The 15,009-nt window shown below is 61.9% G+C and carries 13 protein-coding genes; 11 read left to right on the forward strand and 2 right to left on the reverse strand.

Features of this window, described 5'->3' with window-relative positions:
- Positions 1–181 precede the first annotated feature (181 nt).
- Positions 182–2,092, forward strand: a complete 1,911-nt coding sequence (locus tag HJB82_RS18570; protein ID WP_221140943.1) for a beta-N-acetylhexosaminidase — start codon at positions 182–184, stop codon at positions 2,090–2,092.
- Here the strand turns inward: HJB82_RS18570 and HJB82_RS18575 are convergent.
- Complete coding sequence (locus HJB82_RS18575) at positions 2,089–3,006, reverse strand: ROK family protein (RefSeq protein WP_221140945.1); 918 nt, start codon at positions 3,004–3,006, stop codon at positions 2,089–2,091. The genes HJB82_RS18570 and HJB82_RS18575 overlap by 4 nt on opposite strands.
- Positions 3,007–3,300: 294 nt before the next feature.
- Here HJB82_RS18575 and HJB82_RS18580 point away from each other — a divergent pair, with 294 nt between their 5' ends.
- The 9 genes from HJB82_RS18580 to HJB82_RS18620 all read left to right on the forward strand — a co-directional run bounded on the left by HJB82_RS18580 (position 3,301) and on the right by HJB82_RS18620 (position 13,204).
- Positions 3,301–3,879 carry an exopolysaccharide biosynthesis protein gene (locus HJB82_RS18580; RefSeq protein WP_221141025.1) on the forward strand — a complete coding sequence of 193 codons (579 nt, stop codon included), beginning with the start codon at positions 3,301–3,303 and terminating at the stop codon, positions 3,877–3,879.
- A 125-nt stretch (positions 3,880–4,004) separates the two neighbouring features.
- On the forward strand, positions 4,005–4,955 hold the full coding sequence (locus HJB82_RS18585) for a sugar-binding transcriptional regulator (RefSeq protein ID WP_207581887.1): 951 nt from the start codon (positions 4,005–4,007) through the stop codon (positions 4,953–4,955).
- Between the two features lie 145 nt (positions 4,956–5,100).
- Complete coding sequence (locus HJB82_RS18590) at positions 5,101–6,411, forward strand: sugar ABC transporter substrate-binding protein (RefSeq protein ID WP_207581886.1); 1,311 nt, start codon at positions 5,101–5,103, stop codon at positions 6,409–6,411.
- A 138-nt stretch (positions 6,412–6,549) separates the two neighbouring features.
- Positions 6,550–7,422, forward strand: a complete 873-nt coding sequence (locus HJB82_RS18595) for a carbohydrate ABC transporter permease (RefSeq protein WP_207581885.1) — start codon at positions 6,550–6,552, stop codon at positions 7,420–7,422.
- 1 nt (position 7,423) lies between these two features.
- Positions 7,424–8,254, forward strand: a complete 831-nt coding sequence (locus HJB82_RS18600) for a carbohydrate ABC transporter permease (protein WP_207581884.1) — start codon at positions 7,424–7,426, stop codon at positions 8,252–8,254.
- Positions 8,255–8,271: 17 nt separating this feature from the next.
- Positions 8,272–9,270 (forward strand): ABC transporter ATP-binding protein, encoded by a 999-nt coding sequence (locus HJB82_RS18605; protein WP_207581883.1) that lies wholly within the window; start codon positions 8,272–8,274, stop codon positions 9,268–9,270.
- A gap of 84 nt (positions 9,271–9,354) precedes the next feature.
- Positions 9,355–10,836, forward strand: coding sequence for a mannitol dehydrogenase family protein (locus HJB82_RS18610; RefSeq protein WP_221140955.1), 1,482 nt, complete (start codon positions 9,355–9,357; stop codon positions 10,834–10,836).
- Positions 10,837–10,932: 96 nt separating this feature from the next.
- The gene (locus HJB82_RS18615; RefSeq protein WP_207581881.1) at positions 10,933–11,628 is read left to right on the forward strand and encodes an HAD family phosphatase; all 696 of its coding nucleotides are present in this window, start codon (positions 10,933–10,935) and stop codon (positions 11,626–11,628) included.
- Complete coding sequence (locus HJB82_RS18620; RefSeq protein ID WP_207581880.1) at positions 11,621–13,204, forward strand: FGGY-family carbohydrate kinase; 1,584 nt, start codon at positions 11,621–11,623, stop codon at positions 13,202–13,204. Before HJB82_RS18615 ends, HJB82_RS18620 begins: the two co-directional genes overlap by 8 nt.
- Positions 13,205–13,207: 3 nt before the next feature.
- On the opposite strand, the gene HJB82_RS18625 is transcribed toward HJB82_RS18620, so the two are convergent.
- Positions 13,208–14,062, reverse strand: coding sequence for a MurR/RpiR family transcriptional regulator (locus HJB82_RS18625; protein WP_207581879.1), 855 nt, complete (start codon positions 14,060–14,062; stop codon positions 13,208–13,210).
- A 233-nt stretch (positions 14,063–14,295) separates the two neighbouring features.
- On the opposite strand from HJB82_RS18625, the gene HJB82_RS18630 reads away from it, so the two are divergent.
- On the forward strand, positions 14,296–15,009 hold the full coding sequence (locus tag HJB82_RS18630) for a sulfate transporter family protein (RefSeq protein WP_207581878.1): 714 nt from the start codon (positions 14,296–14,298) through the stop codon (positions 15,007–15,009).

Consider the following 15,009-nt stretch of genomic DNA (forward strand, 5'->3'; position numbering starts at 1 on the left):
CGTTTTCCTTACGAGGTCGCAGCTCTCTCATCAAACCACGTTGCGCTGCCCGCTCGCCTTTGAACCTGCGTGCCGATTCCATTGCCGCCCCGAAAGAGCTAAGCTGCGAAAACATGCCGGAAGAGCAAGACGGCGTCTCGGCGATGCATTGCCGCCGACGAGTTTGCGGGGAGGCACGATCATGGCCGATTATCGTTTGGACGCGAGCTGGAGCCCGATCGAGGACAGTCTCGGGCGTTTGACCTTCACGCTCTTCAATCTTTCGGCCGAGCCGCTTTCCGGCTTCTCGCTTTCCTATGTATCGGCAACGCGGGTTGCCGACGCATATGTCTGCGACGGCGCCAGCCTGACGCGGCAGGTTGCGAATTTCCATGAATTCCTGCCGCCCGACGGGCTGAGCATTGCCCCGGGCGGGCGCTGGCGGTTCACCGTCGAAGGGCTGGCCAGCGAACCGAAACATAGGACGGATGGTATCAAATCTGCCCATCTGACGCTTATGGACGGCCGTCACGTTCCGGTTACTTTCGGCGATCTCATGCTCGAAGGCCGGGATGGCGGTGCGGCGCCGCCGCTTCTGCCGCCGGGCCGGATCGAGGAGCCCTATGCGCTGCTGCCCTGGCCGCTGTCGCTCGGGCTGAAGGCGGGAGACTTGCCGGTCGTCCTTTATCCCGTTGAAAGGACCCGGCCCGATGCGATCAAGGCGCTCTCCCTGGTTCTCGCGCTTTGCCAGCGGCTCTATCCGGCCGACAGCGCGCCGTTCTCGCTCGGTGCCGTCAAAGGCGGGCGAGCCATTCGTTTCGTCACCGAATCATCGATCGACGCCCTCGCTTACGAACTGCGTTTCTCCTCGCATGAGATCGTGCTTTCGAGCGCGGACCCAGCGGGGCGGCAATACGGGCTGATCAGCCTGGCGCAATTGCTGCACGGCGCCCGCGCCGATCGCGAGCGCTTCCAATTTCCCAATTTCGGCACGATCGCCGACCAGCCGCGCCATGACTGGCGCGGCTGTCATCTCGATGTGTCGGGGCGGTTTTATCCGGTGGCGGACGTCATGCGGCTGATCGATATCCTGGCGTGGAACAAACTCAATATTTTCCACTGGCACCTGACCGATGACGAAGCCTGGCGGTTGGAGATCAAGGCCTATCCCACGCTGACGGAAATCGGCGCACGGGGTGGGCCTGACGAAGCGCTGGCGGCGCAGTACGGCGACGGGCCGGAAACACGCACCGGCCATTATACGCAAGACGACGTCAGGCGGATCGTTGCGCATGCCGCATCGCTTGGTGTCGAGGTGGTGCCGGAAATCGATATTCCCGGCCACAGCGCCGCAGCGCTGTCTTCATTACCCGATCTCGTCGATCCGCAGGAGGCTGAGGATAGTTACCGCTCACCGCAAGGTCATGCCAACAATGCCCTCAACCCGGCGGTCGAATTCACTTACGAATTCCTCGGCAACGTGTTCGACGAAATGGTGGCGCTGTTTCCCGGCGAGTATTTTCATATCGGCGGTGACGAGGTTGCGTCCGGCGCCTGGCTTTCCTCGCCGCTCTGCCAGGCGCTGATGGAGCGGGAGAAACTGGCCGGCGCCGCCGCGCTGCAATCTCACTTCCTGAAGCGCGTCCAGGGCATGCTGTCGGAACGCGGCAGGAAGCTTGCCGGCTGGAATGAGGTCTCGAACGGTGGCGGCGTCGATCGCGACGGCACGCTGCTGATGGCCTGGGAAAGGTCCGATGTCGGCATCGAACTGGCGCAGGCAGGTTACGACGTGGTGATGACGCCGGGACAGGCCTACTATCTCGACATGGCGCAGGCGGAAGCCTGGTCCGAGCCCGGCGCAAGCTGGGCAGGCTTCACGCCGCCGGAGCGGACCTATTGTTACGAGGCCGAGGGCGAGTTGCCGGAGGCGCTGAAGGGGAAGATGCGCGGCATCCAGGCCTGTATCTGGAGCGGCAACATCGCCTCGCGCACCCATTTCAACCGGCTGGTCTTTCCGCGCCTTCCGGCAATCGCCGAGGCGGCCTGGACGCCTCTGGCGCGCAAGGACTGGGATCGGTTCGCAGCGATCGTGCGGATGTGGCCGGTGCTTTAGGCCACCACCACGTCCGCCTTCAATCCCAGCAGTGCTGCGCCGATCAGGCCGGGTTCGATACGGCATTGGCTGCGCACCACCAGCGGCCGGTCGAATTTGCGCAGGATGCGGGCGCGCACGGCGTGATCGAGCTCGGCAAGCAGCGGCTCGACATTGGACAGCCCGCCGCCGACCGGCACGATGGTGGCGCCGGTGATGTTGATCGTCAGCGCCAGGGGCGAGGCGACGAGATCGACATAGACGTCGATCGTCCGTGTCGCCTTCTCCTCATCATGTTGCCATTGAGCGATGATTTCTTCGCTCGAAAGGTCGAGATCATGCAGCGTCTTGTGCAGGCGCTCCAGGCCACGGGCGCCGCCGACCGTGTCGACGCATCCCCTCTGGCCGCAGCCGCAGGCATAGGCAGGAATGGTGACAGGCGGATAACCGGCTGCGGATGCGATGATCGGCCCGTGACCCCATTCGCCGGCAAAACCGCCGGCCTCATTGACGAGGCGCCCGTCGGCAACCAGGCCGCCGCCGACGCCGGTGCCGAGGATGGCGCCGAAGACGATGCGGTGGCCGCGACCGGCGCCGAGGCCGGCTTCGGCCATGGCGAAACAGTCGGCGTCGTTGGCGATCAGCACCGGAAGGCCGAGTTCCGCTTCGAGATCTGCTGCCAGCGTGCGGCCATGGATGCAGGGAATGTTGGCGCAGGTCAGCCGCTGCGTATCGGGATCAACGACGCCGGCGATGGAGAGGGCAATGCGGCTCGGCTCTTCGCCGGTTTCAGTGATGATGGCGCGCAAGGTCTCGACGAAAGCGGCGAAATCATCCCTCGGTGTCGGATGCCGGCCGAGGGGGACGATGTCCGTCTCGGAGCGGGCGATGCCACCCTTGATGGCGGAGCCGCCGATGTCGAATGAAATGATCATTGCCACCCTGCCGTTTCTCTGGTCTGTGGTGTCTGCTCGCACTGTTGGCGGGGAATTACAAGCCTTCATTCCGCCGCGCGCCACGCGCTTGCGGCGCGAAGAGGAATGATCGAACCAAATCGCCACCAACAGCTATTCCCGTCTCACAAGTCATTCAATTGGCATATTGCGCGGCCAAAATCTGCGCCTGCACTTCCATCATCTACTGGTATCATGACCATCGAAAACGCCGATTCCCATAGACGCAGAAGACCACGTCCACCCCGTCCCAAAGGCCGCCGCCTCTCATCCATCCTGCGTCAGCTGGCCGCCGACCGGAGCCGGGAGCGGATTTCGATCGGCGACCTGTTCCAGACGATGGGCGACAGGGCGATCAGCGCGTTGATGCTGATCTTCGCGCTGCCGAACGCTTTTCCCACGCCGCCCGGCACCTCGGCAGTGCTCGGCGCTCCGCTCGTCTTCCTGGCCGCGCAGTTGACCTTTGGGCTGAAACCCTGGCTTCCGAGGATAATTGCCGACCGTTCGATGCGGCGGGAGGATTTCGAGACCATTATCGGCCGCATCCACCGCTGGCTCGCCTGGGCGGAGCGCATGCTGAAGCCAAGGCTTGCGATCTTTGCCGAGCCGCCGGCGGAATATCTCGCCGGGGCCGCGTGCCTGCTGCTGTCGATCGTGCTGCTGCTACCGGTCCCGCTCGGCAACATCCTGCCGGCGATCACGATCTCGGTCTTCGCTTTCGGCATATTGGGCCGTGACGGGCTCTTCGCCCTGATCGGATTCGTGATGACGGCGGTGTCGCTGGTCGTTGCCGGCGGCGTGATTTACGGTCTCGTGAAGGCGGCGATCTATCTCGTCGTGCAATGGTTTGCCTGAGCATTTCTGCAGGGTTCCTTTCAACAGGCTCGACATTTGCCGGAATTTTGTTTTGATCTGGCGGTTACAGATTCAAATCATGTTCGGCGGCGGCACGCCGGCTCACTTTGCGTGGTAGGCATTCAATGGCAAAAAGATCCGAGACCCCTGCACGGCTCGACGATGCGGCGCGTGCCGGCTGGCTCTATTACGTCGCCGGGCGTACGCAGGATGAAATCGCCGCCGCGATGGGGATCTCGCGGCAATCGGCGCAGCGGCTGGTATCTTTGGCGGTTGCCGAACGTCTGATCAAGGTGCGTCTGGATCATCCGATCGCCGCCTGCCTGGAACTCGCCAGTCAACTTCGGCGGAAATTCGGGCTGAAACATGTGGAGGTGGTGCCGAGTGATTCCGGGTCCTCGGCGACGGTCGGCATTGCCGAGGCGGCCGCGGCCGAGATCGAGCGGTGGCTGAAACGGGCCGAGCCGATCGTGCTTGCCGTCGGTACCGGCCGGACGCTGAAGGCGGCCGTCGACCAGCTTCCGGCGATCGAATGTCCCCACCACCGTATCGTCTCGCTGACCGGCAATATCGCCCCGGACGGATCGGCGGCTTATTACAATGTCATCTTCAGCATGGCCGATGCCGTGAAAGCGCGGCACTATCCGATGCCGTTGCCGGTGCTTGTCACCTCGGCGGAAGAGCGGGAACTGCTGCATGGCCAGCAACTGGTGCGCTCGACGCTTGACATCAGCGCGCAAGCCGATGTCACCTTCGTCGGCATCGGTGAGCTCGGCATCGACGGGCCGCTCTGCGTCGACGGTTTTCTCGAGAAGGACGAGATGATGGAGCTGATGCGCGGCGGGGCGGTCGGCGAGATCTGCGGCTGGATCTTCGACGTCGACGGCGGGTTGCTCGACAACCCGATCAACGAGCGCGTCGCGTCGGCGCCGATTCCGTCCCGCGACGCGTCGATGGTCATTGGGCTGGCCAAGGGCAAGCGCAAGTTCAAGGCGATCAGGGCCGCCGTTGTCGGCCATCAAATCAACGCTCTGATTACTGACGAAGAGACTGCTGAGTTTTTGCTCAGGAATTGAGCAAAAAATACGAGATTTAAATCAATGAGATAACTACCTCCTTCGGCACTGCAGCAACGATTGCCGATTGACATTCTGTATCGTTTATTGAGTAATTGCCCATGAGCGAAGCGAATGCTCACACCCCATCTTCTGGGAGGAAGATATGACATTGAGAACTTTTCTGCTGGGCGCCTGCTCAGCACTGGCGTTTGCCGGCATGGCCTCGGCCGAGACGCTGACAATCGCAACCGTGAACAACGGCGACATGATCCGGATGCAGAAGCTGACGGATGATTTCAAGGCGAAGAATCCCGGCATCGACCTTGAATGGGTCACCCTCGAAGAAAACGTGCTGCGCCAGAAGGTCACGACCGATATCGCGACCAAGGGCGGCCAGTACGACGTTCTGACGATCGGCACCTATGAAGTTCCGATCTGGGCAAAACAGGGCTGGCTGCTGCCGCTCGACAACCTCGGCAAGGATTACGACGCCGACGACCTGCTGCCGGCGATCCGCAGCGGCCTGACCACGGACGGCAAGCTCTATGCGGCGCCGTTCTACGGCGAAAGCTCGATGGTCATGTACCGCAAGGACCTGTTCGACGCCGCCGGCCTGAAGATGCCCGACGCCCCGACTTGGGACTTCGTGGCGGACGCTGCCCGCAAGATCACCAACAAGGACAAGGAAATCTACGGCATCTGCCTGCGCGGCAAGGCCGGCTGGGGCGAGAACATGGCCTTCCTGACGGCCATGTCGAATTCCTTCGGTGCACGCTGGTTCGATGAAAAGTGGAAGCCGCAGTTCGATCAGCCCGAGTGGAAAGACACGCTCGACTTCTACGTCAAGCTGATGAAGGATGCCGGCCCTCCGGGCGCTTCCTCCAACGGCTTCAACGAAAACCTGGCGCTCTTCCAGACCGGCAAGTGCGGCATGTGGATCGACGCAACGGTTGCCGCTTCCTTCGTCGCCGATCCGAAGCAGTCGCAGGTCGCCGACAAGGTCGGCTTCGCGCTCGCCCCGGACAAGGGCCTCGGCAAGCGTGGCAACTGGCTCTGGGCCTGGAACCTCGCCATCCCGGCAGGTTCGCAGAAGGTCGAAGCCGCTGAGAAGTTCGTCGCCTGGGCAACGAGCAAGGACTACACCAACCTCGTCGCCGAGAAGGAAGGCTGGCTGAACGCACCTCCAGGCACCCGCACCTCGCTCTACGCGAATGCGGACTACCAGAAGGCGGCTTCGTTCGCCAAGATGACGCTCGACTCGATCAACTCGGCCGATCCGACCAAGCCGACCGTCAAGCCGGTCCCCTATGTCGGCGTCCAGTTCGTGGCGATCCCGGAATTCCAGGGCATCGGTACGGCAGTGGGCCAGCAGTTCTCCGCAGCGCTTGCCGGCCAGCTTTCGGTCGACCAGGCCCTGCAGGCCGCCCAGCAGTTGACCACTCGCGAAATGACCAAGGCCGGCTACATCAAATAAAAACCTCCTGAGCAAGAGGCGGATTCTTGACGATCCGCCCCTCTGGGCCGCCGATTGCCCGAACAGCATCGGCGGCCGCTTTTTCAGACAAAGCTTTCCTGCGGCCGCTCCCCGCTTCAGATCAGATCGGTGATTGCCATGGCAACCTTGCATACTCGCTCCGCAGCGCGCCTGATGATTGCGCCCTCCGTGCTGCTCCTCTTTGCATGGATGATCGTCCCGCTGGCGATGACGATCTATTTTTCGCTGCTGAACTACAATCTGCTCAGCCCCGGCATGGAGAGCTTCGTCGGCTTTCTGAACTACGAATATTTCCTGTCCGATCCTGCCTTCTTCGCGGCGCTGATCAATACGCTGGTGCTCGTGGCCGGCGTTCTGTTGATCACCGTCATCGGCGGCATCGCTTTTGCGCTGCTGCTCGACCAGCCGATGTACGGCCAGGGTATCGTGCGCATCCTGGTGATTGCGCCGTTCTTCGTCATGCCGACTGTGGCCGCGCTGGTGTGGAAGAACATGTTCATGAACCCGGTCAATGGCCTCTTTGCGCATCTTGCCAAGGCCCTCGGCCTGCAGCCGATCGACTGGCTGGCGAATGCGCCGCTGCTCTCGGTCATTCTCATCGTTGCCTGGCAGTGGCTGCCCTTTGCGACGCTTATCATGCTGACGGCGCTGCAGTCGCTCGACGAGGAGCAGAAGGAAGCCTCCGAAATGGACGGCGCCGGGCCGATCTCGAAATTCATCTACATCATCCTGCCGCATATGGCCCGCGCCATCACCGTGGTGATCCTGATCCAGACGATCTTCCTGCTTTCGGTTTTCGCCGAAATCCTCGTCACCACCAACGGCGGGCCAGGCACCGACAGCACCAACCTCACCTATCTCGTCTATGCCCAGGCGCTCCTGCAGTTCGATATCGGCGGCGCTTCGGCGGGCGGTATCGTCGCGGTGGTGCTTGCCAATATCGTAGCGATCTTCCTCGTCCGCCTCGTCGGCAAGAATCTGGAGGCTTGAGATGGCCAGAAAAATCACCACCCGGCGCAAGGTCATTTTTACCGCGGTCGCCTGGACGCTCGGCATCCTGATCTTCTTCCCGATCCTCTGGACGTTCCTGACCAGCTTCAAGTCGGAAGCCGACGCCATCGCCTCGCCGCCGCAGTTCCTGTTCTTCCACTGGACGACAGAAAACTACGCGGAGGTGCAGAGCCGGTCGAACTATCTCAGCCACTTCATGAACTCGGTGATCATTTCCTTCGGCTCGACGCTGATCGGCCTGATCATCGCGATCCCGGCCGCCTGGGCGATGGCGTTTGCGCCGACCAAGCGGACCAAGGACGTGCTGATGTGGATGCTGTCGACCAAGATGATGCCGCCTGTGGGCGCGCTGATCCCGATCTATCTGTTGTTCCGCAATTCGGGCCTGCTCGACACCCGCACCGGCCTGGTGGTCGTGCTGACGCTGATCAACCTGCCGATCATCGTCTGGATGCTCTACACCTATTTCAAGGAAATTCCCGGCGAGATCCTCGAAGCGGCCCGCATGGACGGGGCCTCGCTGATGAAGGAGATCGTCTACGTGCTGACGCCGATGGCGGTGCCCGGTATCGCCTCGACGCTGCTTTTGAACATCATCCTTGCCTGGAACGAGGCGTTCTGGACGCTCAACCTCACCGCCTCGAAAGCGGCACCGCTGACGGCCTTCATCGCTTCCTACTCCAGCCCGGAAGGCCTGTTCTACGCCAAGCTCTCGGCGGCTTCGACGATGGCGATCGCGCCGATCCTGATCCTCGGCTGGTTCAGCCAGAAACAACTCGTCCGCGGCCTGACCTTCGGCGCAGTGAAATAAGATAAAGGGAGACAAACATGGGCAGCATTACCCTTCAGAAGGTTTCCAAGGTCTTCGGCGAAGCCAAGGTCATCCCTTCGATCGATCTCGACATCAGGGACGGCGAGTTCGTCGTCTTCGTCGGCCCGTCGGGCTGCGGCAAGTCCACGCTGCTCAGGCTGATCGCCGGGCTCGAGGACGTCTCCGGCGGCAAGATCGTCATCGACGGCCGGGACGCCACCGAAAAGGCGCCGTCGGAACGCGGCCTTGCCATGGTGTTCCAATCCTACGCGCTTTATCCGCATATGAGCGTGCGCAACAACATCGCCTTCCCGCTGAAGATGGCGGGCATCGACAAGGCGGAGATCGACCGCAAGGTGACGGATGCGGCCCGCGTGCTCAATCTCACCGACTATCTGGAGCGCAAGCCGCGTCAGCTTTCCGGCGGCCAGCGTCAGCGCGTCGCGATCGGCCGCGCCATCGTGCGCCAGCCTTCGGCCTTCCTGTTCGACGAACCGCTGTCGAACCTCGATGCGGCGCTCCGCGTCAATATGCGCCTCGAGATCAGCGAATTGCATCAGCAGCTGAAGACGACGATGGTCTACGTCACCCACGACCAGGTCGAGGCGATGACCATGGCCGACAAGATCGTCGTGCTGAACAGGGGCAATATCGAGCAGGTCGGCTCGCCGCTCGAGCTTTACAGCCGCCCGCGCAACCTCTTCGTCGCCGGTTTCATCGGCTCGCCGAAGATGAACTTCATCAACGGACAGAACGCGGCTCAGCTGGGCGCCCATACGATCGGCATCCGACCCGAACATATGTTGTTGTCGATGGAGAGCGGCGACTGGAAGGGCAGGGTCGTGGTCGCCGAACATCTCGGCTCCGACACCTTCCTGCATATCGACGCCGAGGGCATCGGTATGATGACAGCGCGCGGCAGCGGCGATTTTGCGGCCAAAGCTGGAGACACGGTCTATCTGACGCCGGATCGTTCGCGTATTCACAAATTCAACGAGGGCGGCCTTGCCATCTGAGGCGGGCTGCCGGGCTGGGGGCAGGCATGCGAGCCGGGCGATGGCGCCCGGCCGTTTGGGCAAGACCTTCAAGAGGACTGAAACATGACGTGCAAACTATCGCTGGCAACGCTTTCGGATGTGGCGCGCACCGCGGCCATCCCTGGATATGACAGGGCGTCGCTGAAAGCCGGCATCGTGCACTTCGGCGTCGGCAATTTCCACCGCGCCCATCAGGCGGTCTATCTCGACGATCTCTTCAATGCCGGCGCGGATCACGATTGGGCGATCGTTGGCGCCGGCGTGTTGCCATCCGATGCCGCGATGCGTGAAAAGCTTGCGGCACAGGATTTTCTGACGACGGTGGTCGAGCAGGACAGCAACAAGACGGCGGCGCGGGTCACCGCGCCGATGATCGACATCCTGCCGGTCGGCGACCCCGCCGTGATCATCGCCAGGCTCGCCGATCCCGAGATCCGCATCGTTTCGCTGACGATCACCGAGGGCGGCTATTTCATCGACGCATCAGGAACCTTCAACCCGGCGCATCCGGCGATTGCTGCCGATGGCGACAGCCCCGACGCGCCGAAGACGGTGTTCGGCCTGATCGTTGCCGGGCTGAAGGCGCGCAAGGAAAGGGGCATCGAACCCTTTACCGTCATGTCCTGCGACAACATTCCCCATAATGGCATCGTTACCGCCAATGCCGTGGTCGGCACGGCCGCCCTCTCGGACACTGGCTTTGCCGAGTGGATCCGGGCGAATGTCGCCTTCCCGAATGCGATGGTCGACCGCATCACGCCGGCAACCGGCCAGCGCGAAATCGATTTCCTCAGGGACAATTTCGCGATCGAGGACAATTGGCCGGTCTATTGCGAGGAATTCAAGCAATGGGTGCTTGAGGATAAGTTCACCGCCGGTCGGCCGGCATTGGAAAAGGTCGGGGTGACCTTCGTGCCCGATGTCACGCCCTACGAGCATATGAAGATCCGCATCCTGAACGGCGGACATGCTGCGATCGCCTATCCGGCGGCATTGATGGACATCCATTTCGTTCACGATTCCATGGAAAACCCGCTAATCCGCACCTTCCTCGCCAAGCTCGAGAAAGACGAAATCATCCCGATCGTGCCGCCGGTGCCGAACACGTCGCTGACGGATTATTTCGCGCTGATCGAACATCGCCTGCTCAATCCGAAAATTGCCGACACCATTCCGCGGCTGGCGCAGGACGGATCGAACCGCCAGCCGAAATTCATCTTGCCGTCGACGCTCGACAATCTGCGCCAGGGCAGGGACGTCGTCGGTCTGGCGCTGGTTTCGGCGCTCTGGTGCCGTTACTTCGCCGGCAAGACCGATAGCGGCAAGGATATCGTCTTCAACGACGCCAGCGCCGAGCGCCTGCATGCGGCGGCGCTGAAGGCGAAGACCGATCCGTCAGCCTTCCTGGTCTTCGACGATATTTTCGGCGAAGTGGCGAAATCCGAACTTTTCCGCAAGCGTTTTGCCGATGCACTCAAAAGCCTGTGGGAAAAGGGCACGCGGGAGACGCTGCAACTCTATCTCGACGGCAAGCTCGCAGTGTAAGGAATCCGGATGGCGGCATCTGCTGCCGTCATTCATCCGGCCTTGCGCGCAAGCGGGGCGGTGACGCGCTCGAATTGAACTCAGGTTGGGTCTTCCATGGCTGATGCTGAACCACGGCTGGTCATCTTCGATTGCGACGGCGTGCTCGTTGACAGCGAGCCGATCTCGATCAGCGTGCTCGTCGGGGCGATGAACGATCTCGGCGTCTCGATCACCGAGGATCAGGCCTACGAGCGCTTTCTCGGCCGCAGCCTTTCGACCCTCATCGATACGCTGGAAACCGAATTCAACGTCCGCGCCGGTGAAGAATTCCTCGAGCGCATTCGCACCGATCTCTACACCCGTTTTCGTACCGAACTGAAGCCGATCGAGGGTATTGCGGCGACGATCGATGGACTTGGCGTTCGCTGCTGCGTCGCCTCGTCCAGCCAGATGGAGCGAATCCGGCTGTCGCTGTCCGTCACCGGACTGCTCGACAAGCTGCCCGACATCTTCAGCGCGACGATGGTCAAGCGCGGCAAACCGGCGCCCGATCTTTTCCTGCATGCGGCGCGTGAAATGCAGGTGGCGCCTGCTCAGTGCATTGTTGTGGAGGACAGCCCTGCAGGCATTGCCGCCGCCAAGGCAGCGGGAATGACGGTCTTCGCCTTCACCGGCGGATCACACGCCAACTTCGCCGGCTATCGCGCCGAACTCGACCGGCTTTCGCCGGAAGTGGTGTTTGACGCCATGCCGGATTTGATCCACCTTGTCCGCAACCATAGCTGGACGGGACCAAGATTTGATGCGTGATCATGTGGTTGCGGTGGATATCGGCACGGGCAGTGCGCGCGCCGGCGTCTTCGATGCGCGCGGCCGTCTGCTTGCCAAGGCCGAGCATCCGATCGTGATGAACCGGCCGCGTGAAAACCATGCCGAGCACGATTCCGAAGATATCTGGTCCGCAGCCTGCACGGCGGTGCGCAAGGCGATGGAGCAATCCGGCATCGCCGCCGCCTCGGTCGGCGCAATCGGCTTCGACGCCACCTGTTCGCTCGTCGTGCGTGACGTCGAGGGCCGGCAGCTCAGCGTTTCCACCGGCGGCGAGACACGCTTCGACACGGTCGTCTGGCTCGATCACCGGGCGCTGAAGGAAGCCGATTTCTGCACGGCGACGGAGCACACGGTGCTCGAACATTCCGGGCACGTCATGTCGCCTGAGATGGAAATGCCGAAGCTGATGTGGCTGAAGAAGAAGCTGCCTGCCACATGGGAGAAAGCCGGTTATTTCTTCGATCTCGCCGACTTCATGACGTGGAAATCGACCGGATCGCTTGCCCGTTCGCGCTGCACGCTGACAGCGAAGTGGAACTATCTCGCCCATCGCGAAAAAGGCTGGCAGCAGGATTTCCTGGAGCGGATCGGCCTTGAGGACCTTCACGAGCGCGGCCACCTACCGGATGAAACCACGCCTGTCGGAGGCAACGTCGGTTGGCTGACGCCGGAAGCGGCGCAGGCGCTCGGGCTGACCACGGACTGCCATGTCTCCGCCGGCATGATCGACGCCTATGCCGGCGCGCTCGGCGCGCTCGGCGGCTACGCTGCCGATCCTGTAAAACGAGAGCACCAGCTGGCGCTGATCGCCGGCACGTCGAGCTGCATCGTCACATTCTCGCGGGAACGCAAGCCGAGCCATGGCATGTGGGGCCCCTATTACGAGGCGGTCTTTCCAGAATCCTGGCTGGTGGAGGCGGGGCAATCGGCGACTGGCGCGCTGCTCGACCACATCGTGCGCATGCACGCGGCGGGCGGTGAGCCGACGGCGGCACTGCATCAGAGGATCGTCGCACGCATCGCCGAATTGCGGGCCGAGGAGGGCGATGCCTTCGGCGCACGCATTTTCGTGCTGCCGGACTTTCATGGCAACCGTTCGCCGCTCGCCGATCCGCATGCCGTCGGTGTCGTCAGCGGGCTGACGCTCGATACGTCCTTCGATGGGCTTTGCACGCTTTACTGGCGCACGGCCGTGGCGATTGCGCTCGGCATTCGCCACATCCTCGAAATGATGAAGGAATACGGCTACGTGCCCGATACGCTGCATATTGCCGGCGGGCATGTGAAGAACCCGGTGCTGATGGAGCTCTATAGCGATGCCACCGGCTGCAAGGTGGTGGTGCCGAAAATGAACGAGGCGGTGCTGCTCGGCACGGCGATCGCGGCATCCGTCGCCTGCGGCCTGTACAGGGATTTGGCGGCAGCCGGCGAGGCGATGTATCCGGGTGGCGACGAGCGGCTGCCTGACAAAACGAAACAGGCGCTCTACGATCGCGACTACCGCCGTCTTCTCGCCATGCACCGGCATCGTGCCGAACTGGAGACGATGAAGTAGCCCTCAGTGATTCGCCGTCTCGCCGAGGACGGTCGCGAATTCCAACATGCGGCGGCGGCGGAGAGCGGCCTCTTCTCCGACTTCGAGGATGACGGATTCCGACAGGCAATCGAGCAGCGCGATCAGCGGCGGAAGATTGTCGAGATCGGGGGCGCGCGCGGGCGGTAAGGGCAGCATGACATTCGACTGGTCCGCCATCCAGTCCGCTTGCTGCGGTGAAATGAGCACGACCTTATAGCCGTAGCGCCGAGCGGTTCGGGCAAGCAGCCGCGCCTTGGCGAAGCGGCGACAATCGATGATGACCAGTAGCGCGTCATCAACGGCCAGCCGGGCGAAAAGCTCGGCAAAACGGTTGTCGGCGCCGTCGAGCGTGCGCACGCCGTCGCGGGCTTGCGTCAGCCGCTGGCAGAAATGATGGGCGAGGCTTGCAAGCCGGGCATGCGTGACGATCGACACTTCGCGGGCAGTGCTGATCAAGCTGACGGCTTCGGACCAGTGTGGCTGCGCCGTCAGATGATAGATATGATGGAGCGCCTGGATCTGTTCGGCAACCAGCACGGCGAGCGGTTTGCCCTCCCCAGCGTCCTGATGCAGCTCGCTCATGGCGCTTTGCAATTGCGCCGGCGATGTCGTCACGGTCTCGCGAATCTCCACTTTGACGCTGTCCAATCCCTGATAGCCGAGCGAGCGCAGGAAGCGCCCGACGGTCATCGGCGAGAGATCCAGGCGATCGGCGACCGATGCAGCTGTCTCGAACGGCAGGTCGTTCAGGTGTTCGGTGAAATATTTCGCAATGCGACGTTCGGCCGGTGTGCCGGTTTTTGCGTATTGCCTGAGTTTTTGCACAAAGTCTTCCACATCAGCCTCCCCCGTTTTTCCTTAGAGGCGTTCCGTGGATGCGCTGTTGCGACCCCTTGTCTTTGCAACTATTTCGGAAGCTGCTTCTTAGGCCCGTGCATATTGGATACGTGACAATACTATATTAGCATTTAATTTTCGACAAGTTTTCTATTACCGCATGCAATTTATTCTCTCTTGTCGGTAGCCTCCATCTTTCCTACATCTTCGGCGCAACCGGAGACGCCTGAGATATGATTCTTGCCGCCGCTCGACTCTCGCTCACCAATTTGTTCGCGCCGGAAACACGTTCGGTCTTCTGGAAAGTGCTCGGCCTGACGATTCTCGTCCTGGTCGGTCTCTGGTTCGCGCTGCGTGGGGCCTTCATGGCTTTTCTCTTTCCCTGGCTCACCGGCTTCTTTCCCGATGTGCCGGATTGGGCGGGGTGGCTCGCTTTGGTTTTCGCAATTCTTGCCGGTGTCGGCCTTGCACTGATGCTGGCGTTATTGCTTTCGCCGGTGACGGCGCTGATCGCCGGCTTGTTTCTCGACGATGTCGCCGATGTCATCGAAAAACGCGATTATCCCAAGGACATGCCGGGCACCGCCATGCCGCTCGGCCCGGCGATGGCAAGCTCAATCAAGTTCCTCGGCGTGGTGATCCTCGGCAATATCGTGGCGTTGCTGCTGCTGGTCATTCCCGGCGTCAATCTGATCGCGTTCTTTCTGGTGAACGGCTATCTGCTCGGACGAGAATTTTTCGAATTCGCTGCCATGCGCTTCCGTTCGCCTGAGGAGGCGCGGCTCCTTCGCGCCAAACACGCCTCCACCGTCTTTCTTGGTGGGCTGGTGATCGCCCTGTTTCTGGCGATCCCGTTCGTCAATCTTCTGACGCCACTTTTTGCCGCCGGCATGATGGTGCATCTGCACAAGCTGATTTCCGCGCGTGACATCGGTTCGCGGGCCTGA

This window comes from Rhizobium sp. NZLR10, from assembly GCF_019685125.1.
Taxonomy (GTDB): Bacteria; Pseudomonadota; Alphaproteobacteria; order Rhizobiales; family Rhizobiaceae; genus Rhizobium.